Origin of the sequence: Bradyrhizobium tropiciagri (assembly GCF_018130505.1) — a bacterium.
Taxonomy (GTDB): Bacteria; Pseudomonadota; Alphaproteobacteria; order Rhizobiales; family Xanthobacteraceae; genus Bradyrhizobium; species Bradyrhizobium tropiciagri_B.
The window spans coordinates 110,320-132,135 of the sequence record NZ_JAFCKH010000014.1 but is presented as its reverse complement, the minus strand read 5'-3'; the positions used below and the strand labels follow the sequence as shown (position 1 = coordinate 132,135).

Below are 21,816 nucleotides of genomic sequence, written 5' to 3'. Positions count from 1 at the left end.
ATGAAGACATCCCTGTTCCGCGCTGCATCCGCCATGATCGCCTCGCTGGCGATGCTCACGCTCGCCGTGCCGTCTTCGGCGCAGCAGCAGGCAGCGCCGGCGGCGCCCGCCGTCCAGTCCCGGCCCGCGCCGGTGGCCCAGCCTGCCGCGCCCGCGGCTCAGCCCACTGCGCCGGTGGCTCAGCCGGCACCCGTCGCCCAGCCGGCTGCCGCCGCGCCGCAACCTCAGCCTGCGCCCGCCGCAGCAGCGGCAGCACCGGTCCAGACGCCGGCCGCGGTCGATGCATCGACTGCGCCTGCGACAAGCGACGGCAAGCAGCTGAAGTCGAGCAGCACCGGGCTGCATGAGTTGTCGCCGTGGAATATGTTCCTCAACGCCGACATCATCGTGAAGGCGGTGATGCTCGGTCTCGCCTTCGCCTCGCTCGTCACCTGGACCGTGTTCATCGCCAAGATGATCGAGCTGACCGTGGTGCAGCGCAAGCTGCGCGGCGCGCTGACCAAGATCGCTGAATCGCGCTCGCTGGCGGAAGCGCAGTTCGCGCTCGGCGCCAAGGGCAGCGTGCTGTCGTCGTTCATCGCGGCCGCGATGCGCGAGGGCCGGCTGTCGGCGGGCATCTCCAGCGATACCGGCATCAAGGAGCGCGCCGCCTCGAGCTTCGCCGAGATCGTGCGCGCCGAGGCGCGCCGCATCCGCACCGGCATGGGCCTGCTCGCGACCATCGGCGCGACGTCGCCCTTCGTCGGCCTGTTCGGCACGGTCTGGGGCATCATGAACAGCTTCATCGGCATCTCGAAGTCGCAGACCACGAACCTCGCCGTGGTGGCGCCGGGCATCGCCGAAGCGCTGCTGGCCACCGCGATCGGCCTGGTGGCGGCGATCCCCGCGGTGATCATCTACAACCACTTCTCGCGCGTCACGAAGGGCTATCTCGAACTCGTCAGCCGCGCCTCGGGCGCCGCCGGACGGCTGCTGTCGCGCGATCTCGATCGCACGCACGGAAGCATTCCCGGCAGCGTTCCGCACGGTGCGCGCGCCGCGGCGGCGGAGTAGGCGATGGCGGTCTCGCTCTCAGAGAACGACAGCGACGACGATTTCGCGGAGTCCCACGAGATCAACGTCACGCCGTTCATCGACGTGATGCTGGTGCTGCTGATCATCTTCATGGTGGCGGCGCCGCTGTCGACCGTCGACCTGCCGATCGATCTGCCGACATCCTCGTCGACCCCGCAGAAGAAGCCGGACAAGCCGACCTATCTCAGCATCAAGCCCGACCTGACGCTCGCGATCGGGGAGAACCCGGTGAAGCGGGCCGAGCTGGTCGGCGCGCTGGATGCGGTGCCCGACATGACCAAGGACAAATACGTGTTCCTGCGCGCCGACAAGGTCGTCCCCTATGGCGAGCTGATGGGCGTCATGGAGCTGCTGCGTGCCGGCGGCTACACCAAGGTGAAGCTGGTAACGCTCGAGGGCGTTCCGGGCGCACCCGCGGCGCCGGCCCAACCGGCCCAACCCTAGAGGCGCACGGCGATGTCCGATCCCGCACTCGATCTGCGCTCGTCAAAGTCGCTCTGGATCATGGCCGCGGTGATTGCGGTCGGTCTGCATCTCGGCGGTGCGGCGCTGGCGCTGGCGAATTTGCGCGCCGATGACGAGGGCGAGGGACTTGGCGCCGCCGGCGCGGAATATGCCGTCGAGCTCGCCACCGCGAGCGTGGAAGACGATGCGGCGCCGCCCGCGCCTGTTGCCTCCGACGAGCAGCAGGCCGTGCAGGAGATGGCGCAGCAGAAGGCGGAGGTGAAGGAGACCGACCTCCCGCAGGCGCAGCCGACCGAGGCCGAAGATCCCGATCGCGTCGTCACTGAGGACAACAGCAAGAAGCCGACCGAGGAGGAAGCCAAGGTCGCCAAGGTCGAGACCAACGCGCAGCAAGCCCAGCAGGAGTCGGTGGCAGCCGCCCCCACCAAGCTCGACGACGCGACCCGTCAGTCGGAGACGACGAAGGCGCCGAATCCCGGCATCGGCAAGGACCGGCTGGCATTGACCGCCAAATGGGGCAAGAAGATCAGCGCCTATTTCGAGCTGCACAAGCGCTATCCGGAGAACAAGAACAAGGCAACCAAGGTGATGCTCGCCTTGGTGCTCAACCGCCGCGGCAACGTGCTGTCTGTCAATGTGACGGAATCCTCGGGTGACACGGCGTTCGACGATGCGGCGGTCGCGATGGTCCGCCGCTCCGACCCGGTCCCGCCGCCGCCCGCGGATCTCACGGACGATCAGTTCGCGTTCAGCCTGCCGGTCAATTTCACCAAGCCGAAGAAGTAGCGCGCGGCGACTTTCGTCATTCCCCGGTGCGCAATTGCGCACCTGAGGGCCTGTGAGGCTGTTGCGACGACGGGACTAAGAAAACCACCCACGGTGTCGTCCCGGCGAAAGCCGGGACCCATAACCACCAAAGGTTATTGCTGCGCAACGCTGGGGCCCACAGCTCGTTTCAACAACCTGACCCTGTGGTTATGGGTCCCGGCTTTCGCCGGGACGACGCGCGAGGGGCCTCTGAGGGCTTCGCGAGCCTCGGAATGACGCCGCGTCAGCTCTTCTTCACCAGCGAACAGACGCTCTTCTCCAGCGGCAGGAACGCCTCGTCCGCGGGGATGGTCGCGATCAGTTTGTAATAGTCCCACGGATATTTCGATTCCGACGGCTTCTTCACCTCGAACAGATAGGCCGGGTGGATCTTGCGGCCGTCGGCGCGGATCGAGCCCTTGCCGAACAGCGGATCGTCCGTCGGCAGCTCCTTCATCTTGGCGACCACGGCGCGGCCGTCATGCGGATTGCCGCCGAGCGCTTCCAGCGCCTTGAAGTAATGGATCAGCGACGAATAGACGCCGGCCTGCACCATGGTCGGCGGGTTCTTCTTGAACCGCTCCATGAAGCGCTTCGAGAAAGCGCGGGTCTGGTCGTTCATGTCCCAGTAAAAGGTCTCGGTGAAGTTGAGGCCCTGCGCGACGTTGAGGCCGAGTGCGTTGACGTCGGTGAGGAACATCAGCATGCCCGCGAGCTTCTGGCCGCCGGCGACGATGCCGAATTCGGCGGCCTGCTTGATCGCGTTGGTGGTGTCGCCGCCGGCATTGGCGAGCCCGACGATCTTCGCCTTCGAGCTCTGCGCCTGCAGCAGGAAGGAGGAGAAGTCGGCGTTGTTGAGCGGGTGCTTGACGCTGCCGAGCACCTTGCCGCCGTTCGCGGTGACGACCGCCGCGGTGTCGCGCTCCAGCGCCTGGCCGAACGCATAGTCGGCGGTGAGGAAGAACCAGGTGTCGCCGCCGGATTTCACCAGCGCCTTGCCGGTGCCGTTGGCGAGCATGTAGGTGTCGTAGACCCAGTGCACGGTGTTCGGCGAGCACTGCGCGCCGGTGAGGTCGGAGGACGCCGAGCCGGAGTTCAGGTTGACGACGTTCTTCTCCTTGGCGAGGTTGGCGATCGCAAGGCCGACGCCCGAGCTTGCGAGATCGACGAACACGTCGACCTTCTCGACGTCGATCCACTGCTTGCCGATGTTGACGCCGACGTCGGGCTTGTTCTGGTGATCGGCCGCGATCACGTCGATCTTCCAGCCCTTCTTGAGCAGCCCGGAATCCTCGATCGCCATCTGCGCTGCGACCGTCGAGCCGGGGCCGCCGATGTCCTGGTACAGGCCGGACTGGTCGCCGAGGCTGCCGACCCGCACCGTCTTGTCCATGGTCTGCGCCAGTGCGCTGCCTGACAACACCAGGCTCGTGGTCACGACAAAGGCTGCGATGAAACGCTTCATGTCTCCTCCGGTATGATTTGTGCGCTGAATTGTTTTTTTGGCATTATGCCCGGCAACCGTCGTGCCGCCTAGGCGGGGACGCGCGGACATCCGAAGGTCTTATATTCCGGGGCGCGGGCGCACCACGAACTGCGTGCAACGAATTCTCGGCGCGCAACCACCCACGGTGTCGTCCCGGCGAAGGCCGGGACCCATAACCACCGAAGGTTATTGGTGCGCAACGCTGGGGCCACAGCTCGTTTCAACAAGCTGACCCTGGTTATGGGTCCCGGCTTTCGCCGGGACGACCGTGGAGAGTTGATGCTACGCTGCGCGTCGCCCCGGAATGACGATCGGAGGAGGCGCTACTTCCAGTAGTAGCGGATCGCGACGTAGACCACGACGAGGCAGGCGAAGATCAGCGCGACCGGCATCGGGCGCTTGGCGTTCGGGTCCGACGGGGCCGCCTTCGGCTTGGCCGGCAGGCGGCGGAATGCGGTGACGTTGCCGCTCTCGGTGGCCGGTTCGCGCGAGCGCGCCGGAACCTCCGGCGGCTTGCCGGCGCCGCCCATCTCCGAATAGTAGCTGCGATACATCTGCTGGATGGTGGCTTCGCTCGCATCGGCGTCGGCCATCTGCTCCAGCAGCTTCCTGTAGCTGGCGAGGAAGTTCTGCGCCTCGGGCGGCAGCGCCGAGGCGCCGTTCAGCTTGGCCATCATCTTCCAGGTGGCGAAGTCGGCCCGCGCGCGGGTGTCGGCGCGTCGCGCAATCAGCATATCGGCAGCTTTGATCACCATGGCCTCGAGGTGTTCCCGCCCGTATGATCCGGAGAATTGGATCCCGGTTCTCCGATCCCGATCAATGCGGAAACTCTAAGTGTTTCCGGTTATGAAAAGAAGAGCCTGGATCACATAGCCGGTCAGTGTTCGCAGTATCGTTGAAATAACATCAAGATTTTGGCCGAGTTGGGCGCCGATCATAGGCAGCAGGATCAACAGCCCGATCAGGATCAGCATGCCGTAGGGCTCGAGGCGGGACAGCGGATAGGCCAGCGGCCGCGGCAGCAGGCCGACCGCGACCCGGCCGCCGTCCAGCGGCGGGATCGGCATCATGTTGAAGATCGCGAGCACGATGTTGATCAGGAACGCGTTTTTCAGATTGTCGAAGGTCCATTGCGCGGCGCCGGCCGGGACGAATGGCATCGCGTGGAATGCCAGCGCCGCCGCGGTCGCCAGGATGATGTTGATGACCGGGCCGGCCAGCGCGACCCACACCATGTCGAGCCTGGGATGCCTGAGGTTGCGGAAGTTCACCGGCACCGGCTTGGCGTAGCCGAACAGGAACGGCGACTGCGCGAGCAGCAGCACGCCGGGCAGGATGATGGTGCCGAACGGATCGATGTGCTTCAGCGGGTTGAAGGTGACGCGGCCGAGCTTCCAGGCGGTGTCGTCGCCGAGCCGGCGCGCGACAAAGCCATGCGCGGCCTCGTGGAAGGTGATGGCGATGAGGACCGGCAGCACCCAGACGGAGATGCCGTAAAGAGAGACGTTCAAAATGCGTACCGCCTGTTGGCTCGGGACCGGGCCGCCACGCTAGCACGAATTTGCGAACGTCTTTGCCTGACCGCACGGCCGGTCAGCGCGGCTCCGTTGCCGTGGCCGCTGCGGCGGTGTGCCGCGCCCGAGGCTCGGTGGTCGCGATCCAGATGCCGGCGAACACGGTGACGATCCCGGCCATCAGATTCCAGCTCAGCGGCTCGCCGAGCAGGCTCGCCCCGACCAGCGCCGCCGCGATCGGATTGACGGTGACCGAGATCGCAACCCGGGTCGGCGTCGTCCGCTGCAGCGCGAAAGCCCAGAGCCAGAAGGTGAGGGCCGCGCCGAACGCCCCCAGATAGATCGCGCCGAACCATTGCGCCGCGCCGAAATCCGCGACCGGCGCAAAACTGCCGCGCAGCAGCGCGCCCAGGATGAGGACCGCGCCGCCGGCCGCCATCGCCAGCGTCGTAAACGGGATCGGCCCGGAGCGGCGGATATAGGGGCGTGACCAGATGCTGTAGAGCGCCATGCAGAGGGCCGCCGCGACCATCAGCAGATCGCCGCGCCAGGCGCCCGGCGGCGCCGTGGCAAGGCCCGAGAGCAGGGCGATCGAGACGCCCATGATCGTGACCAGCACGCCGGCGCTCTTGCGCGCCGTCAGCGGCTCGGCGCCGAGCGCGGCCGCGACCAGCATCGTCAGCAGGGGCAACGTCGAGAGCGCCAGCGCGCCGCGCGCCGCCGTCGTGAAGATCAGCGAGGCGTTGAACAGGATCGGAAACGCGGCGAAGAACAGCAGGCCGAGCCCGGCGACTCCGGGCCAGTCGCGCCGCGGCGGCCAAGCCCCCCGCTGAAGCAAAGCCAGCGGCAGCAGCAGCAGGACGCCGATGCCGAAGCGGAACGCGCCGATCGCCAGCGGATCGATGGCGCCGACCAGAAACCGCGTCGCGCCGATCGAGGTGCCGCCGAGCGCACTCGACAGCACCGCGGCCAGCACCCCCAAGATCTCGCCCATCGCGTCGCTCCCCGGTTTCGCTTGTGCAATCTAGGGAAGCGGAGATAATCAAGAAATCGAATATATTTGATATATCAGATCACGCTTCGTTATGGCCCTGCCCACCCTCGATCCCGATCTGTTGCAGGCCTTCGTCGCGGTGGCGGAGCATCGCTCCTTCACCCGCGCCGCCGCGGCGCTGAACCGGACGCAGTCGGCGGTCAGCATGCAGGTGAAGCGGCTCGAGGAGCGGTTGCAGGCCGAGCTGTTCCACCGCAGCAGGACCAATGTCGATCTCAGCGCGGCAGGCGAAGGACTGCTCGGCTACGCCCGTCGCATCCTCAGCCTCAACGAGGAGGCAGTCGGCAGGGTACGCGCGCACGGCATGGAAGGGCGCGTTCGCCTCGGCGTGATGGACGATTACGGCACCATGATCGTGCCGCCGCTGCTGGCCGGCTTCGTCGCCCGCTATCCGCTGGTCCATGTCGAGATGGAGACGGGGCTGACCTCGACGATGACCGACCGGCTCGGCGAGGCCTATGACCTCGTGATCGCGATGCATCCGGAAGGGCGCGGCGAGGGCGAGCTGCTGCGCATCGAACAGGCGGTGTGGGCCGCCAGCACCGAGCATCGGGTCGAAGAGACCGATCCGCTTCCCGTCGCGCTCTATCCGCAGGGCTGTCTGTTCCGGAGCTGGGCGATGCAGGCGCTGGATCAGGCGAAGCGGCCGTGGCGGCTCGCCTTCGTCAGCCACAGCCTGTCGGCGGTGGAGGCGATCGCGGCACAGGGTCTCGCGGTGACCGTGGTCAAGTCAGGCACGTTTCCGCCGACCCTGCGTCGGCTGACGGCACGCGACGGCCTGCCGCGTCTGCCACGAGCCGAAATCCGGCTGCACCGCGCGCAGAACCTGACGCGCGCCGCCTCGCTGCTCGCCGATCATCTGGTGACCGCGCTGCGGCAGCCGGCGGGCCGGAAGCGCTAGCATTGCCTTTGTCCGACTGAAGAGCTACAAGCCGCGCATCTGCGCGACTGGCGCTTGGATGGGCCACCATCGGGGAGCGCAGAGACTGAACGCCGCGCGCCTGGGCACCGCTTCGAAACCGGAGGTGCCATGACGGCGAATATTCTCGATGGGCACGTGCATGCCCAGATTCTCATCGATAAAATTGCTAGCGAACTGGACCGGCTGCCCCGCGCGCCCGGGCTCGCGGTCGTGCTGGTCGGCGACGACCCCGCAAGCCAGCTCTACGTGCAGAGCAAGGTCAGGATGGCCGGACAGCTCGGGCTGCGCGGCGAGGTCGTGCGGCTGCCCGACGATGCCTCCGAGGACGATCTGCTGGCGCGGATCGAACTGCTCAACGCGCGTGACGAGATCGACGGCATCCTGATCCAGCTGCCGCTGCCCGCGCATATCGACGCGCTGCGCGTGATGGCGGCGGTCGATCCGGCGAAGGATGTCGACGGGCTGCACGCGCTCAACGCGGGCCGCCTGTTCCATGGCGACGACGCGCTGGTGCCGTGCACGCCGCTCGGCTGCCTGCGGCTGATCAAGTCGATCCGCCCCGATCTCACCGGTGCCCATGCCGTCGTGATCGGCAGCTCCAACATCGTCGGCAAGCCGATGGCCGCGCTGCTGCTGCGGGAGCACGCGACCGTCACGCAGGCCCACATCCACACCCGCGGCATCGAAGCGATCTGCCGCCAGGCCGACATCCTCGTCAGCGCGGTCGGCAAGGCCGGCCTCGTGCGCGGCGACTGGATCAAGCCGGACGCCATCGTCATCGACGTCGGCACCACTCGCGTCGAAAAGCCCGAAGGCGGCTATGCGGTGCGCGGCGACGTCTCGTTCGACGAGGCGGTCGAGATCGCCGGCGCCATCACGCCGGTGCCGCGCGGCGTCGGCCCCATGACGATCGCCTGCCTGATGGAGAACACGGTGAAGGCCGCGAAGGCGAGGGCCGCGCGGCTGCAATAGCGATGCGATGCGAGCGGCCAAGCCGCTCGCAATGTCGCTGCAAATTGACGCGTAGCTCGGATGAAGCGAAGCGCAATCCGGGGCGGTCTTGCGACCGGGTGATATGGTCCCGGATTTCGCTGCGCTGCATCCGGGCTACGCAGCAAGGGTGTCCGGCCAATGTACCTTGCATTACATGGTACCTTGCTATATATAGCTCTCAACACTCGCAGGAGTTCGATGGCGGAATCGACGATCCAGGTTCAGCTCAAGAAGGGAGCGCTCGAGATGTGCGTGCTGGCGCTGCTGGCCCGTGGGGAAAGCTATGCCTATGAGATCGCGAGCACGCTCGCCGCGGGCATCGGCATGGGTGAGGGCACGATCTATCCCTTGATGCGCCGCATGCAGGATGACGGGTTGGTCGACACCCGCCTCGTCGAATCGAACAGCGGCCCGCCGCGCAAATACTATCGGCTGACGCCGGCCGGCCGCACGGCACTCGCCGCCCAGAAGCGCGAATGGCAGGCCTTCACCGGCGCGGTCGACCAACTGCTCGGAGGCCGCAAATGACCAGGGACGCCTTCCTGCGCGGACTCTCCGACGGGCTGGCCGGCCTTCCGGCGCGCGAGGTCGAGGAAATCCTCGACGACTACAGCGCCTATTTCGACGAGGGCCTTGCGGACGGACGCAGCGAACACGATGTCGCTGCCGCGCTCGGCGATCCGGCGCGGCTGGCGCGCGAGCTGCGCGCCGAGACCGGACTGCGGCGTTGGGAAGACGACCACAGCCTGCGCAATTCCGCATCCGCGCTGCTGGCGCTCGGCGGTCTTGCCGCGGTCGACATCGTGCTGCTGCTGCCGCTGCTGTTCGCCGCAACGCTCACCGTGCTCGTGCTCGGCCTCGTGATGTTCGTGCTCGGCATCGTCGGGATCGGGCTGCTCGTGAGTGTCTTCAAGCTCGCCGCGGTCGCCTCCATCGCAAAGCTGGTGCTGCGTGCGGCGGCGGGCGTCGGGTTGATCTGCGCCAGCGGCGGCATCGCGCTGCTGCTGCTGTTCGCCGTCAATGCGGCCGTCGGCAAGCTCGGCAGCTACGCGCGCCTGCATTACCGGCTGCTCAAGCCGAAACAGCACGCCGGCTGAAGCGCCGGGGCCGGAGGAGGGCTGAAGATGCGCAAACTGCGGATGCTCGATCGCCGCTGCGTGCTGACAGGGCTTGGTGCAAGCCTGATCGTGCCGTCGGCCGCGCTCGCGGCGCCGTCGCCGGACGAGATCGGCCGCCGCCTCGCGGATGCCGAGCGCGCCGGCCGGATCGGCGGCCTGCATGCGCTGCTGATCAGCCGCGGCGGCACGCTGCTGCTCGAGCATTATGGCAAGGGCGACGATGAATCGGAGATCAAGGGCGAGCTTCATGACGTCGCCTTTGCTGCCGACGTGCCGCACGATCTGCGCTCGGTGTCCAAGAGCGTGGTCGGTCTAGCGTATGGCATTGCGCTCGCGGACGGCAAGGTGCCGCCGCCGGAGGCGCGGCTGTACGAGCAGTTTCCGGAATATGCCGACATCGCGCGCCAGTCGGGCCGCGACCGCATCACCATCCATCACCTGCTGTCGATGACGCTGGGTCTCGACTGGGACGAGCTGACGATCCCGTACGGAAGCGATCTGCGCAACTCCGAGATCGCGATGGAGGCGGCGCCCGATCGCTTCCGCTTCATCCTGGAGCGGCCGATCGTCGCGGAGCCCGGCACGGTCTGGACCTATTGCGGCGGCGCCACCGCGCTGCTCGGCCATTTGATCTCAAAGGGCACCGGCGAGGCGCTGCTGCCCTATTGCCGCCGCGTGCTGTTCGATCCGTTGGGGTTCGGTGCGGTCGACTGGGCGAAGGGGCGGCGCGACGGCGAGTATCGCGCGGCATCCGGCCTGCGGCTGCTGCCGCGCGATCTCCTGAAGATCGGTGAGCTCGTCCGCGCGGGTGGCGCGTGGACTGACCGGCAGGTGGTGCCGCGCGACTGGCTGAAGCGCTCGGTGACGCCAGCGGCGGTGAGCAGTGTCGGATTTCGCTACGGCTATCACTGGTATCTCGGCGCGGCCCTCGCCACGGCACTGCCGCGCCCGGAACCCTGGATCGGCGGCATCGGCTGGGGCGGCCAGCGCCTGTACGTGTTCCCCGCGCTCGACCTCGTCGTCGCACAGGTCTGCGGCAATTACGACAAGCCGGCGGCGGAACAGCGACGCATCAATGACGCCATCCTCAACGACGTCGTGCTGCCAGGTTTTGTCCAGTAAGGCGAGCGGAACAAGGAACGTTTCGCAGCGCGATCGGTTCGAAAGAAAGCCCGGAGGTTTTGAGGGCGGGCGGGAGCGTGCGCATTCCTGTCGTGCGTGCACGATCGGGAGCGCCAACACCGGAACCGAAAAGGAGCAAGCAGCTCATGAAGTTGAATTCCGAGCAGGTCAAAACGACGATGACACAGATGAACGCTCAGGTGCTACCCGAGGATCACCCGGCGGTCGCACAACTGAACAGCGTATTCGGCGAGCACACTTTCTTCGTCGACACCGCCGGCCTCAAGGTGCTCGAACCTGCCGAGACCGCGGACAAGCAGGGGCAGGCGGGCGAGGTGGTGAGTCTTGCCGAGTGGAGCGATCCGGAGCTCACCAGCCTTCGGCCGCACGAGCCCGAGCCGACCGGCGTGCTCATCATGCTCGAGCCGAGCAAGCATTGATCGCATGAGGGGAAGCCCGCGAACGGCCGGTTGCGGCCGCTCGTGGGACGACCCTCGCGAGATAAGGAACCTTGTCTGCGCGCGCGGCAGTGTGTCGCGCGCTACTGCTCGCGCCGTCGCGGAACCGGCGAGGCGCGCCGCGGCACCAGCGTCACGAAGGGCTTCAGAATCTGCTGCTCGCAGGAGCAGCCGCCGAAGCCGTCCTCGTGCGGCGTGCTGCCGTCGGAACACGTGAAGGCACTGCAACCCTTCGGCGGCGGCGGCGGCTTGCGGATCTCACAGGTGCATCCCGTCCATCCTCCGGCAATCGGCTGCCAGGAGCAGAACCAGTTCTGCGGCGCGCAGGACTTCGGCTTCGGGCAGGTGCAGCCATTGCTGCCCCAGAACGGCGCCGCGCCATCGGGGCAGGGCGGGAAATTGGCCTCGCAGAATTCGTCGGCCCGCGCGGCATCCGCAAAAGCCAGCAGGCCGATCACCATGGCGAAGAGAACTGCAACAATCGAGCGTACACGCATGAATATATCTCTCTTCTGAAATCGTGGTGAGATTGTAGCGCGGTTCACCGCGGTCGGCCAGCGCGGAAATCAGCTGCAATACACGCGGAGCGTGCACCATCCGCTGCAGGTGGCTCGTTGCCGGCGGCCGACAGTCCCGAAGGTCACGGCGACAGGTGCCGAAAGTCACATGGCAAATCGGTCTCGCCTGCGTATGCAGGTTCCCACTGCACAGGTGATGAGGGGAAATGGGGAGCATGCGGCGCTGGACCTCGGAGGAGGATGACAAGCTCAGGCAACTCGCCAAGGACGGCAAGAACGCCCTCGAGATCAGCAACGAATTGACCCGCAGCGCCTCGGCGGTGCGGCGCCGCGCCGAAGTCCTGTCGGTCATGATCATCGCAAAGGCCTATCGCGCCCGCCCGTCGCACGTCGCCACCCATCTCGAACGGGTCGGGATCGACGCGATCAAGAACCGCCGTCCGTTTCCCGCGGGCGTCGGGCCGAGCACCATCGCCGGCATGATCGAGAAGGGCTGGATCATTCCGGAGGGAACGACGGGGCGGAGATATCTCGTCACCGACGCCGGCGCCGAGGCGGTGCGGCGAAAAATTCCGAGCGGCTGACCGGCGCGGTCGGAGGCGAGATGAAAAAAACCTCGGGCCGTGGCCCGAGGTTGCGGTCTCGCAAATCGCGATCGAGCGTTATTGCTGACCGAGATCCGGGCTCGCGCCGCCGGCGGGCGTGATCGCACCCGAGGTCGGCGTGTTGGTCCGGTTGTTGCCGAACGAGATCAGGCTTCCGGAAGAGTTGTTGAGCGAGGTCGTGTTGAACACGACGTCGTTGTTCGCCAGCCGCGTGATGCCGCCGCCGGTGTTGAGCACACCAGTTGCGTTGTTGGCGATCGCATTGCCGCTTGCGACGATGTTGCCGCCCTCATTGTCGATCCCGGCATTGGTGTTGTTCGAGAGAACCGAGCCCTTGATCATGATGAAGGAATTCGGGCCGGTCGCGATGCCGTGCCCGTTGTTGAGCAAGCGCACACTGTCGATCACCACCTTGACGGTGGCTCCGGTCGCAATTCCGATGCCGGCGATCGCGTTGTTGCGGGACACCGTATCGGTGATGGCGAGGGTGCCGCCGGCGGTACGCGTATCGGCGATGCCCTGCTGCGAGAACCCGAACACCCTCACATTCTCGACCGTGACGCTCGCGCCGGCAAGGATGTTGATTCCCCGGAGACCGAGGGTCGTGCCCGCACCGTTGATGCTGAGGCCGCGAATAACGACCTTGTCGTTCGCGCCAGCATTGACGTTGATGCCGTTGGTTCCGGACGCCAGAATCGAGGCGAGGATATCCTGGCAATCGAGCGTGATCGACTTGGTGATCGTGACGGTGCCGAAGCCACCCGGATCGAGGCAGTTGATCTCGCCGCCGGCGGCGGTCTTCGAGATGGCGCCGGCGAACGTCTTGCAGGGCGCGGTGCGGCTGCAAGGATTGACGTCATCGCCGACACCGGAGATCCAGGTCCGGGTCGCCTGGGCGTGAGCCGAGCCCGGTGCGAATGCGAGAGTGAGAAGTCCTAGAATAACGGCAAATGAAAAAGTGTTACGACGCACAGTCAGCCTCCATGTTGATGCGCGCGCCCTATCAGCCATGCCGCCGTCCGCAAGACAATGAAATTCATCCGTGACCAACAACCGCGATCGATATCTGCTCTCATTCCGTGCACGAATCGCCTCACCGAAACGGCTAAGTGTACGATTCGGGTGAGGGCAGCACTCTCAATGGTTGCAACGAATCAGGAGCGATTCGCGGCCGGAGCTTGCAACGGCATCGCCGATGAAGCTCTTGCGCTGCTGCACGACATGTCGGCGCGAAAATGAAGTCCGAGCAGCAAGACCGCAAGATCGGTCGAGCGCGTCACGCCTGCGCGCGGCTATCTGGTGCCGCCACGGAGAACGGAACGGTGAAGGCGGCGCTGCAAGACTACCATGCCCGGATGCTGCGGGTGCTGGATCACATCGACCGGCATCTGGACGATGATCTGGACCTGGACACGCTGAGCGGCGTCGCAGCCTATTCGAAGTATCATTTCCACCGGCAGTTCACGGCGACCTTCGGGCTGTCCGTGCATCGCTATATCCAGCTCGCCCGCATGAAGCGCGCTTCATATCGGCTGGCCTACCGCGACGCCGAGAGCGTCACGGAGATAGCGATGGATGCCGGCTACGATGCACCGGATGCCTTCGCCCGCGCCTTTCGGCAACGGTTCGGGCAATCGCCGTCGTCGTTCCGGAAGTCTCCCGACTGGGAACCGTGGCTTGCGGCCTTCGGGCCTCTCGACAACGCGAGGAGCAAGCTGATGCAGAAGACCTTTACGACCGACGACGTGACGATTCGCGATGTGCCCGCGACGCCGGTGGCGATCATGGAGCATCGGGGCGACCCGGCGACGCTCGGCGTCACCATCCAGCGCTTCATCGCGTGGCGCAAGGCCGCCGGCCTGCACCCGAACACAAGCCCGACCTTCAACGTCTGGCGTTCCGAGCGGCGTCCGGCGTCGCCAGCCGATTACAGCGTCGACCTTTGTGTCGGCACCGACCGGCCGATCGCCGCGAACGGCGAGGGGATCAAGGCCGGCGAGATTCCCGGCGGACGCTGTGCGGTGCTGCGCGTCGTCGGCAACACCGACAATCTGGAGCCCGCGGCACTCTATCTGTATCGCGACTGGCTTCCCGCCAGCGGCGAGGAAACGCGCGACTTCCCGATCTACTGCCAGCGGCTGAGCTTCTTCCCGGAGGTGCCGCAGCACGAGACGGTCGCGGACTTGTTCCTGCCACTGAAATAGCTATTCCGACCTCTTGCCGACCACGCCGTTGCCTCGCCCGCTGCCGCACAATAGAAAAGGCCTCAGCGCTGGGAAAAGCGCTGAGGCCAAGTTTACACTTTGGTCGTCGGACACCGCGCGAACAGTGCCCTTGCGGCACAACGTGATGCACCGCATCGACAAGCGTTAACGCGCGCAAGCGCCATGACAACATCGCGCTTTGCAACGCTCATGTGCCTGACTTTGCGGGCGTTATAGCCCGTTTGGGTGATGCAGGCGCGATCGGTCCGCCGCTAGAGACTCGTGGTAACCAGGAGCATGAGGGCACCCGGTCCTCGACGGACATTGCACGGTCCGTCTCCTGGTGTGTGCGAACGGAAGCCGCTGCACTGTACCTTACGGTACGACAGCCCAATAAACTCGCCCGTTGGTGTTGGGGTCGCTGCCGTCGCTGCTGGAGAAAGTGATGCCGTTCGGCAAATGAGCGAAGCGACCTCCGCCATGCTCGTCGATGTCGCGGAACGATGCGTGTCCGGGTCCGAGCGGGGTATTGTCTTCGTAGACCACGACCTTTGACGTGTGATCATCCGGAATGGTCGGGCTGTCGGCCTGGGCCGCCAGTCGCCGCGGCCGGAAATGGTACGCCACGTTGGCCTGCTTATATCGCTCGAAGGGCCCGATTAGCTGCACGACCTCTTGTCCCGGCGGTTTCGTCGGAGCAACGGGGACCACGGCCCAATATGTGCGACCGTTGGTGTCCGGGTCGGTGCCATCGCTGGTCGAGAAGACGATTCCGCTAGGCAAGTGGGAGAACCGGCCGCCGCCGAGCTTGCTGATATCGCTGAATGCAGCATGGGCCGGGCCGAGTGGGCGACCTTCCTCGTAAATCACGACCCTCGACGTTCGATCGCTCTCGACGGCCGGGTCATCGGCTTCGGCTCGCAGTTTGCGCGGCCGCGTCACGTAGGCGAGCCCAAACCGCTCGAAGGGGCCGCGCAATTGAACAACCTCTTCGCCTATTGGCTTTGGCGGAGCAGGCGGGACGACGATCCAGTAATTTCTGCCATTCGTATTTGGATTGGTGCCGTCGCTCGTCGAAAACAGGATGCCGGTTGGCAAGTGCGCGAACCGGCCACCGCCTAGCTTGTCGATGTCTTGAAACGAAGCGTGTGCAGGGCCTAGCGGATGATCGTCCTCGTAGACAACGGCTCTTGACGTGCGATCCCCTTCGACAGCGGGGTCGTCTGGTTCCGCTTGGAGGTTGCGCGGTCGCGCCACGTAGGCGTGGTCGTAGTAGCCTCCGAATGGTCTTTCCAGTTCGACGACTTCCTCACCCTTCGGCATCGGATTGACGTAAGTCTTATCCAGGTAATTGGCAGCGACGAGGTAGGCGGCGAAAACGGACGCCGCAAGGAGCCACATGGATTTTCGGTCTGGTCGCGAGCGGTTACCGCCAGCGGACGAAATGGTCATCTTGTAATAGCCTCGGCCAACTACCACCGAGCGGAGCTCCATCAAGAGGAATCAGCTCTGCGATCAAATAATCCAGTCAAAAAATGAGATCGACGGTCTCGTGTCAACCTATACTTGACCCGTCGATACCAGGTCTATTCAGACCTGCGGCGGTCGCGTTCCAGCGGGTTGCGCCTTGATCGGTGCCAATCCGAACCTGACCTGACAAGTGAACGGAGTGGCTCGCCTCAGGTCGCGAAGAGCGCGCGATTATCCAGCGCCAATACTGCTTCCGCGTTGAGCTCCGGTGCCGCCTTCCAATCGACCGTTTCCTCATGCTGCTCGAGACGATCTCGAGCCCTTTGAGCACATCCACAGCCTAACGTGCTGCACGGTTAGGGAAGAAGGGCAATCTGAGAGGGAGATTCACGTAGGTTATTTTTCGAGCCTTGAGACACGAATGTGTGTCGCGCTCGCAACGTCACAATAGTTCCACATAGTGCCGAGCCCGTTTGGACTTCACGGCCTGGCGGATCCATGTCTAATAACGATGGACCATTGACTACCATTTCATCGCAAGACGTTCATTTCAAATCGGGTCCAGGAGGCCGCTGTCCAGCGCCAGCGGCCTCCTCGTTTTGCTTTCCTCGAATTGCAAGGGAACAGTCTGATGCCGGTGCAGGTGTGGGCCGTTGCCGCTTCGATCGGGTGGACAGCCGTCGTCGGAACGATGCTGCTCTACATGATCTTTGGCCCCAGTTGACGTCGCCCAGCCGCGTTTCATCGCTCTCCCGGCTGACGGAATTGATGGCCATCCGGCCGGAGTAAACAGCTCTGCATGTCGCAGGCTGCCGGCCGCGTCCTTTCCAGCGGCCTTGCCATAATGCTAGGTTGGTACCCGCAGGGAGGACCTGCTCCCTGTTTCATACCGAACGGGAGAACGACATGGCTGAGAGCGTCTACAAGGTCATTGAACTGATCGGCACCAGCAGCGACTCCTGGGAAAAGGCCGCAGCTAAAGCGGTCGAACAGGCCGCCAAGTCTCTCCGGGATCTTCGTGTCGCGGAGGTCGTCAAGCTCGACATGCAATTGGACGAAAAGGGCAAGGTCGAGGCCTATCGCGCCAAGCTGAACGTGTCGTTCAAGTTCGAGGGCACCTGAGCTTGATCAGCCTCGCCCTGCTTGCGGGGCGAGGCTGGCTCAGGGAAGCGATTAACACAGCGGTGCCGGTCCAGAGTCCGCGAAGAATCAAACCACAAGCCGATTTCGATGCTTGGCTCGCCATTTCGGACCCGGGCCACGCATGTAGTGCAACTCGGGCCGGTAGCTATCGCGGACGTCCAGAACCAGATTCTGGATGACGCAGGCAAGGTCGGACAATGTCTCGACCGAGTTGCGGGCAAAGCTCGTCATTGCGGACCAGCGCGCAGAGGCCGGTACTGTCGCATGCGCACTGAAGATGCTTTTCCAGATCATCTTCCGTCTCCATCCGGTTGGATGTGGGCACCGTGATGATCTAGCGGATCGGAGCCACGGCTGCGCCAGAGCAATTGCCGCCGGTGAAGAGCGATTGCTGCCATCGTTTGCGCTTGGGCCAATGGGCGTGGAGATTCCGCGGCGCCAGCCATGCCGGCTCATTTCACGGGGAGCCGTGAGATGAAACTATAGAGCACAAGCCGCTGCGGGTATCGTAAGAGGAAGCAGTCGATAGCTGCATGTGTGTGCGCAGCTCGGCGCACACACATGGCGCAGATCGAACTCGCTATTCACTCAAATCCCATTCACTCAAATCAGGAGTGGCGTTGAACGGTTCGACCTTGGGCTTGGTCAGCTCCAGAGGGCGGTCCACGTCTTCGGGCCAACAATGCCGTCGACCGTGAGCGGATTCCCATCGAAATCGACGGCAAACCCTTGGAACGCTTTCACGGCGGTCTCAGTGAGCGGGCCAAAATCGCCGTCTATGGGTCCAGGGTCAAGTTGAGGATCCGCGAAGGATTTCAGCAGCTCCTGAAGGAGCCTTACGCCGCTGCCCTTCGAGCCCTTCTTGACCGTGTCCGGTGCCAGCCTGCTCCAGGTCTGCTGACCCACGATGCCGTCAATGACAAGCGGAAACGAGAAGGCGTTGAAGTGCCCTACGGACCGGTCATTTTGGTAGCTTCTGACCGCGAAATCGGTGACATGACCAAAAATGCCGTCATCTGTTCCGACGGCGAGATAGAAACGTTGGATGAGCGCCTTCTGCGCCTTTTTTACTGCATCTCCTGTTGAGCCAAGCTTGATGATGGGATCGGCCATAGCAATCACTCCGTTGTGTTAACTGGTGCATGATTGGTATTTCAGCCAACTTGCGCGTGCGTAATGCGCACGCACTATCATCCTAGCGTGGGCAATTGCGTGCCGCGCTCATGAGCTTTGCGCATAGTTAAGGAAGGGCCAGCGGGATTACGCTGTTTCTAACACGACAACATCTCTGTCCGACGCAGCGTCACTGTCCGAAGCAGCATCTCTGTCCAAACTACCAAACAGGCATCCAAGAGAGTGCACTCACGACTTCAGTTTGACGAAGGAGCGTCGCTCGTCACCACCGTTGGTCGGTTGCAGTCAGACTGCCCCGCTCATTTCGCGCCTCGAAGCGCAACCGTACTTCGCGCGTACTCTTTCAAGCAGCGCGCCGTCCGTTCGGCATTGTTCGAACTCTTCACCGGTGAGCCATTCATCGATCGTCCGCACGCGTCCGAACTCAGCGCGGAAACCGTGTTCATGCTCCCAGACCGTTCCCCACAGCGAGACGGTGCCGACGACGAGTGCCACTGAGGCGCTGTGATCAGGCGATGGAAGGAGAGGAGGCGAGCGCCACATCCTGGCAAGCTCTCTGCGTGCCGACGCGCTGGCAATGAAGCTGCTGACCAACTTCCTCGACTTGAGAGCATACACACCGGGATGACCGCCACGGCTCGTATTGCCCGACATTGGTTCATCAGGATGCCAATGACGCCAACTGTGCGGGCCGAACAGATTCTCATCCCACGACACGACCCAATACCGATGACCAACGATCTCGCCGATGGCAAAGCTCATGCCGGCTCCTTCTCTGGCACCTTGTTCGGGGCGACGGGAGACTCCGGCTGTTCCGGGTTGATCACGGGTTCGTTCAAAGGGATCACTTCATGCCGCCTGACGGGCTCACCAATATCCGGTTCCATCGCTACGACCCTCGAAAGCCGCCCCGACAACAATGCCTGGAGGCGTCATTGGTTCTTGGTTTGAAGGCTATTAGTACGCCAAAAGGACGTCGAATGCTCCAGACCTTCTGCTTCCCATGAGGCGGTACCCCGAAAGAGGGGGCGAGATTGGTGTCGCTATCGTGGACAGGGTACGTTCGCAATCTGCCGACGGGGCATCCCAGGCACGCCGTCTAGCGCTATCAGTGCAGCGACATCCTCTAGCTGCTTGCTCTGGTGGCTTGGCCCCGTTTATCGGCATCGAAAGTCACCACTAACCGCCCCGATCACTCTCTCGTATCCGACGAAATCTGGGGACGCACTCCGTGCGATTACGGGATCGGGAAAAAGTGGCAATTCGCGACGCCCGTGCTAAGGTGCGTACTCATAAAATCTGCCGCTGAGAGTAGGCGGACCTGATGTCCGCTTGTCCCCCAACAGCGGCGCGAAAGCGGAAGTTGTCGGACGTCGAGAAGGGCCACAAGCGGAAATCGAGCACCGGATTACGAGCGGGAAACAGGATGCTTCAGTTCAAGGTTAGTCATGCTCGGAACCGTTCCGTGCATCCGCTTCTCGGCTAGGATAGGCCCGGACCTGACGGAGCAACTTCTTTGAGCCCGCCGCGGTTAGCCAGCCTGCTGGCCCAGACTTGCCTCGTAACGCGCGCTGGCCAATTCGAAGTTGCGGCGCGCTTCTTCGCGGTCGGATCGGCCCTCTTGAAGCGTCAATGAATCCCATTTGCTGCGTTCCGCGGCAAAGAAATCGCCGCCGTAGATGTGGATTGCACCACTCAGCCGATCGATCGGGTTGATCACCGAATGGATGATGTCGGTACCGAGAGGCACGGTATCGCGCGCGCACAAGGCCTTGGCGCCGGCAGCCTCTATCCTGCTTGGTTCGTCCGAAATGCGCCGCCAGAAGACGTTGTCCTCGCGACCGGCGTAAACGCCGATCACGGCCCACATGTGATGATCGTGAGGCGGCACGATGTAGCCGGGGGGCCATACCACGTTGAGGATGGTCAGCGTCTCGGAATGGAAGAGCGCGCGGCTCTCGGGACGCGAGGGCTCGCCGAGCCCCTTGAACACCGCTGATGGTTCAGACATCGCGCGGGCAACGACCTCGTGAATCGCCCGGTGAGTTGAATCCTCCGCGAACGCCGCGCGGCAGTCGGCAACGAAACGCTCTGTTTCAAACATCGCGATTTCCCTTGGCAAATTTCGGCTTGACGACCTAAGGATGTCGCGACTTGCTCAATGTGTCCAATGCATTTATTGTCTAATAATTCATGCGATTGGTGCATTGAAATGGACCTTCGACAGCTGCGCACCTTCGTCGTCGTTGCCGAGGCAGGCGGCTTTGCCGCCGCGCAACAGCAGCTGCGCCTAAGCCAGCCTGCAGCTTCTCGCCAGATCCAGGCGCTCGAAGACGAGCTGGGGATACCATTGTTCGACCGCGTTGGCCGCGGGATCAAGCTGACTTCAGAGGGCGAGGATCTGCTACGGCGCGGCCGCCGTCTCCTGCAGGATGCAGAGTCGTTCGGCGAGCGTGCACGCGCACTGAGAACCGGCAAGGCCGGTGCCCTGCGGGTCGGGTGCAGCACCCAGCATATGGAAACGGTGCTGGCCAATTTCCTGCCTACGTTCCGGCGCAAGCACCCCTCCGTGGTCATCGAGTTGATCGAGGATGGTGGCGCCCGCGTTCCGGATCGTCTGCAGCGCGGCGACGTTCATCTCGCGATCATTCCAGCCGCAGACGATGGCTATCACCGTCGGTTGCTGGCTCCCGTCCATATGCTTGCTGTGGTTTCGCCGCGACATGGCTTCGCAAGCAGGCGGAAGCTGGAAATTGCGGAACTCGCCGAGGAGTCATTGCTTCTCCTGCGCCGGGACTTCGCATCTCGCGGCTGGTTCGATGCCGCCTGCAACATCGCGCACATCAGGCCACGCGTGACTCTTGAAAGCGCGGCGCCTCACACGCTGCTCGCGCTGGCAAAAGGCGGGAACGATGTCGCCATCGTGCCGTCGAACGTCCATATCCCGCCCGTCGGCGTTCGGGCCTTTCCGCTGATTCACAGCGGCGCCTCGATCGGGCGCTGGACCGCCGTAGCGTGGGATCCGCAGCGCTTTCTGGCGCCTTACGCCAAATCCTTTATCGACGAACTCGTCGCCTATTGCGGCCAGCGCTATCCGGGACGCGAGTTTGCCAAACGCGTTTCTCCTCTACCGAGACCGCAAGAAACAGAGGCATAATCGCATTGCACGTGTTGCCGCGGGTTGGCCTGCTTCCGGAGCCAGGCCGCAATGAGGGCACAGTCGAAACGCTGCAGGCGCACGACGTTCGACTTGCTGGAAAATTGCTGTCTCGTCTCAAATCCGGATCAATGCTCCTTGCCGACCGTGGCTACGACGCCGATTGGATCAGAGAGCTTGCCATGAAGAAAGGCGCGTGGGCCAATATCCCGCCCAAAAGCAACCGAAGCGATCCGATCTGCTTTAGCCCGTACCTCTATCGCGCTCGCAACCAGGTCGAACGGTTCTTCAACAGGATCAAACAATGCCGTCGGGTGGCGACGCGCTACGACAGGCTTGCGGGAAACTACCTCGCCTTCATCCAACTCGCATCTATCCGGCTATGGTTGGCCGCGCGTTATGAGTCCGCACCCTAGCTTTGCAGCGTCGGGACGCCCCGACATTTTTCCGACTACACCTGCCTACTAGTCCCGGGGCCTCATTGCTCCGGGGCCATTTTCTTCTGGCAACCTCACCATCTGTCGTATCAACGCTGGAGTATGCAATGATGATCGCGCCGAATACGCGCCCAG

Annotated in this window: 24 protein-coding genes, 1 pseudogene and 1 riboswitch; of the genes and pseudogenes, 14 read left to right on the top strand and 11 right to left on the bottom strand. The window is 64.0% G+C overall.

Features of this window, described 5'->3' with window-relative positions; all coding sequences use genetic code 11:
* From exbB to JQ633_RS30780, 3 genes are read left to right on the top strand one after another with little or no spacing between them, the layout of a single operon-like run.
* Entirely contained in the window at positions 1-1,053 is a 1,053-nt protein-coding gene (gene exbB / locus JQ633_RS30790; protein WP_211989252.1) for a tonB-system energizer ExbB, read from the top strand.
* 3 nt (positions 1,054-1,056) lie between these two features.
* Complete coding sequence (gene exbD / locus JQ633_RS30785; RefSeq protein WP_211989249.1) at positions 1,057-1,518, top strand: TonB system transport protein ExbD; 462 nt, start codon at positions 1,057-1,059, stop codon at positions 1,516-1,518.
* Between the two features lie 12 nt (positions 1,519-1,530).
* Entirely contained in the window at positions 1,531-2,325 is a 795-nt protein-coding gene (locus JQ633_RS30780; protein ID WP_211989244.1) for an energy transducer TonB, read from the top strand.
* A gap of 265 nt (positions 2,326-2,590) precedes the next feature.
* On the opposite strand, the gene JQ633_RS30775 is transcribed toward JQ633_RS30780, so the two are convergent.
* From JQ633_RS30775 to JQ633_RS30760, 4 genes are all read right to left on the bottom strand, one after another.
* The gene (locus tag JQ633_RS30775) at positions 2,591-3,811 is read right to left on the bottom strand and encodes an ABC transporter substrate-binding protein (protein ID WP_211989243.1); all 1,221 of its coding nucleotides are present in this window, start codon (positions 3,809-3,811) and stop codon (positions 2,591-2,593) included.
* A 344-nt stretch (positions 3,812-4,155) separates the two neighbouring features.
* Entirely contained in the window at positions 4,156-4,566 is a 411-nt protein-coding gene (locus JQ633_RS30770; protein WP_211989435.1) for a hypothetical protein, read from the bottom strand.
* 96 nt (positions 4,567-4,662) lie between these two features.
* Entirely contained in the window at positions 4,663-5,343 is a 681-nt protein-coding gene (locus tag JQ633_RS30765) for a site-2 protease family protein (RefSeq protein WP_211989242.1), read from the bottom strand.
* Between the two features lie 82 nt (positions 5,344-5,425).
* A complete protein-coding gene (locus JQ633_RS30760; RefSeq protein ID WP_211989241.1) occupies positions 5,426-6,340 on the bottom strand; it encodes a DMT family transporter in 915 nt (304 codons plus the stop codon).
* 91 nt (positions 6,341-6,431) lie between these two features.
* Here JQ633_RS30760 and JQ633_RS30755 point away from each other — a divergent pair, with 91 nt between their 5' ends.
* From JQ633_RS30755 to JQ633_RS30730, 6 genes are all read left to right on the top strand, one after another.
* Positions 6,432-7,301, top strand: a complete 870-nt coding sequence (locus tag JQ633_RS30755; RefSeq protein WP_211989240.1) for a LysR substrate-binding domain-containing protein — start codon at positions 6,432-6,434, stop codon at positions 7,299-7,301.
* A 33-nt stretch (positions 7,302-7,334) separates the two neighbouring features.
* A riboswitch (ZMP/ZTP riboswitch) is annotated at positions 7,335-7,414 on the top strand.
* Positions 7,415-7,430: 16 nt separating this feature from the next.
* A complete protein-coding gene (locus JQ633_RS30750) occupies positions 7,431-8,294 on the top strand; it encodes a bifunctional 5,10-methylenetetrahydrofolate dehydrogenase/5,10-methenyltetrahydrofolate cyclohydrolase (RefSeq protein WP_211989238.1) in 864 nt (287 codons plus the stop codon).
* 219 nt (positions 8,295-8,513) lie between these two features.
* Complete coding sequence (locus JQ633_RS30745; RefSeq protein ID WP_211989236.1) at positions 8,514-8,843, top strand: PadR family transcriptional regulator; 330 nt, start codon at positions 8,514-8,516, stop codon at positions 8,841-8,843.
* On the top strand, positions 8,840-9,412 hold the full coding sequence (locus JQ633_RS30740; RefSeq protein ID WP_211989234.1) for a DUF1700 domain-containing protein: 573 nt from the start codon (positions 8,840-8,842) through the stop codon (positions 9,410-9,412). The genes JQ633_RS30745 and JQ633_RS30740 overlap by 4 nt, the downstream gene beginning before the upstream one ends.
* Positions 9,413-9,439: 27 nt before the next feature.
* Entirely contained in the window at positions 9,440-10,555 is a 1,116-nt protein-coding gene (locus JQ633_RS30735; RefSeq protein WP_211989232.1) for a serine hydrolase domain-containing protein, read from the top strand.
* A 146-nt stretch (positions 10,556-10,701) separates the two neighbouring features.
* Entirely contained in the window at positions 10,702-10,995 is a 294-nt protein-coding gene (locus JQ633_RS30730; protein ID WP_211989230.1) for a hypothetical protein, read from the top strand.
* Between the two features lie 101 nt (positions 10,996-11,096).
* Here the strand turns inward: JQ633_RS30730 and JQ633_RS30725 are convergent, their stop codons facing one another.
* Complete coding sequence (locus tag JQ633_RS30725; RefSeq protein ID WP_211989229.1) at positions 11,097-11,510, bottom strand: hypothetical protein; 414 nt, start codon at positions 11,508-11,510, stop codon at positions 11,097-11,099.
* 236 nt (positions 11,511-11,746) lie between these two features.
* On the opposite strand from JQ633_RS30725, the gene JQ633_RS30720 reads away from it, so the two are divergent.
* Positions 11,747-12,115, top strand: a complete 369-nt coding sequence (locus JQ633_RS30720; protein ID WP_249159764.1) for an SANT/Myb-like DNA-binding domain-containing protein — start codon at positions 11,747-11,749, stop codon at positions 12,113-12,115.
* 78 nt (positions 12,116-12,193) lie between these two features.
* On the opposite strand, the gene JQ633_RS35275 is transcribed toward JQ633_RS30720, so the two are convergent.
* The gene (locus JQ633_RS35275) at positions 12,194-13,108 is read right to left on the bottom strand and encodes a right-handed parallel beta-helix repeat-containing protein (protein ID WP_249159763.1); all 915 of its coding nucleotides are present in this window, start codon (positions 13,106-13,108) and stop codon (positions 12,194-12,196) included.
* Between the two features lie 350 nt (positions 13,109-13,458).
* Between JQ633_RS35275 and JQ633_RS30710 the strand changes: the two genes are divergently transcribed.
* Positions 13,459-14,340: an AraC family transcriptional regulator gene (locus tag JQ633_RS30710; RefSeq protein ID WP_211989434.1), complete on the top strand. Its 882-nt coding sequence runs from the start codon at positions 13,459-13,461 to the stop codon at positions 14,338-14,340.
* A 375-nt stretch (positions 14,341-14,715) separates the two neighbouring features.
* Here JQ633_RS30710 and JQ633_RS30705 read toward each other — a convergent pair whose 3' ends face one another.
* Complete coding sequence (locus JQ633_RS30705) at positions 14,716-15,792, bottom strand: hypothetical protein (RefSeq protein WP_211989224.1); 1,077 nt, start codon at positions 15,790-15,792, stop codon at positions 14,716-14,718.
* A gap of 924 nt (positions 15,793-16,716) precedes the next feature.
* On the opposite strand from JQ633_RS30705, the gene JQ633_RS30700 reads away from it, so the two are divergent.
* Positions 16,717-16,932, top strand: a complete 216-nt coding sequence (locus tag JQ633_RS30700) for a dodecin family protein (RefSeq protein WP_211989222.1) — start codon at positions 16,717-16,719, stop codon at positions 16,930-16,932.
* A gap of 87 nt (positions 16,933-17,019) precedes the next feature.
* Here JQ633_RS30700 and JQ633_RS30695 read toward each other — a convergent pair whose 3' ends face one another.
* The 4 genes from JQ633_RS30695 to JQ633_RS30680 all read right to left on the bottom strand — a co-directional run bounded on the left by JQ633_RS30695 (position 17,020) and on the right by JQ633_RS30680 (position 20,191).
* Positions 17,020-17,247, bottom strand: a complete 228-nt coding sequence (locus JQ633_RS30695; protein WP_211989449.1) for a hypothetical protein — start codon at positions 17,245-17,247, stop codon at positions 17,020-17,022.
* A 351-nt stretch (positions 17,248-17,598) separates the two neighbouring features.
* A complete protein-coding gene (locus tag JQ633_RS30690; protein WP_211989220.1) occupies positions 17,599-18,066 on the bottom strand; it encodes a peptidoglycan-binding domain-containing protein in 468 nt (155 codons plus the stop codon).
* Between the two features lie 306 nt (positions 18,067-18,372).
* Positions 18,373-18,849: a hypothetical protein gene (locus tag JQ633_RS30685; RefSeq protein WP_211989219.1), complete on the bottom strand. Its 477-nt coding sequence runs from the start codon at positions 18,847-18,849 to the stop codon at positions 18,373-18,375.
* Positions 18,850-19,618: 769 nt separating this feature from the next.
* Complete coding sequence (locus tag JQ633_RS30680) at positions 19,619-20,191, bottom strand: hypothetical protein (protein WP_211989217.1); 573 nt, start codon at positions 20,189-20,191, stop codon at positions 19,619-19,621.
* A gap of 108 nt (positions 20,192-20,299) precedes the next feature.
* On the opposite strand from JQ633_RS30680, the gene JQ633_RS30675 reads away from it, so the two are divergent.
* Together JQ633_RS30675 and JQ633_RS30670 are read left to right on the top strand one after the other, a co-directional pair.
* Positions 20,300-21,244 (top strand): LysR family transcriptional regulator, encoded by a 945-nt coding sequence (locus tag JQ633_RS30675; protein ID WP_211989214.1) that lies wholly within the window; start codon positions 20,300-20,302, stop codon positions 21,242-21,244.
* Between the two features lie 74 nt (positions 21,245-21,318).
* Positions 21,319-21,660, top strand: a pseudogene (locus tag JQ633_RS30670) (IS5 family transposase); the annotation flags it as partial.
* Positions 21,661-21,816 lie beyond the last annotated feature (156 nt).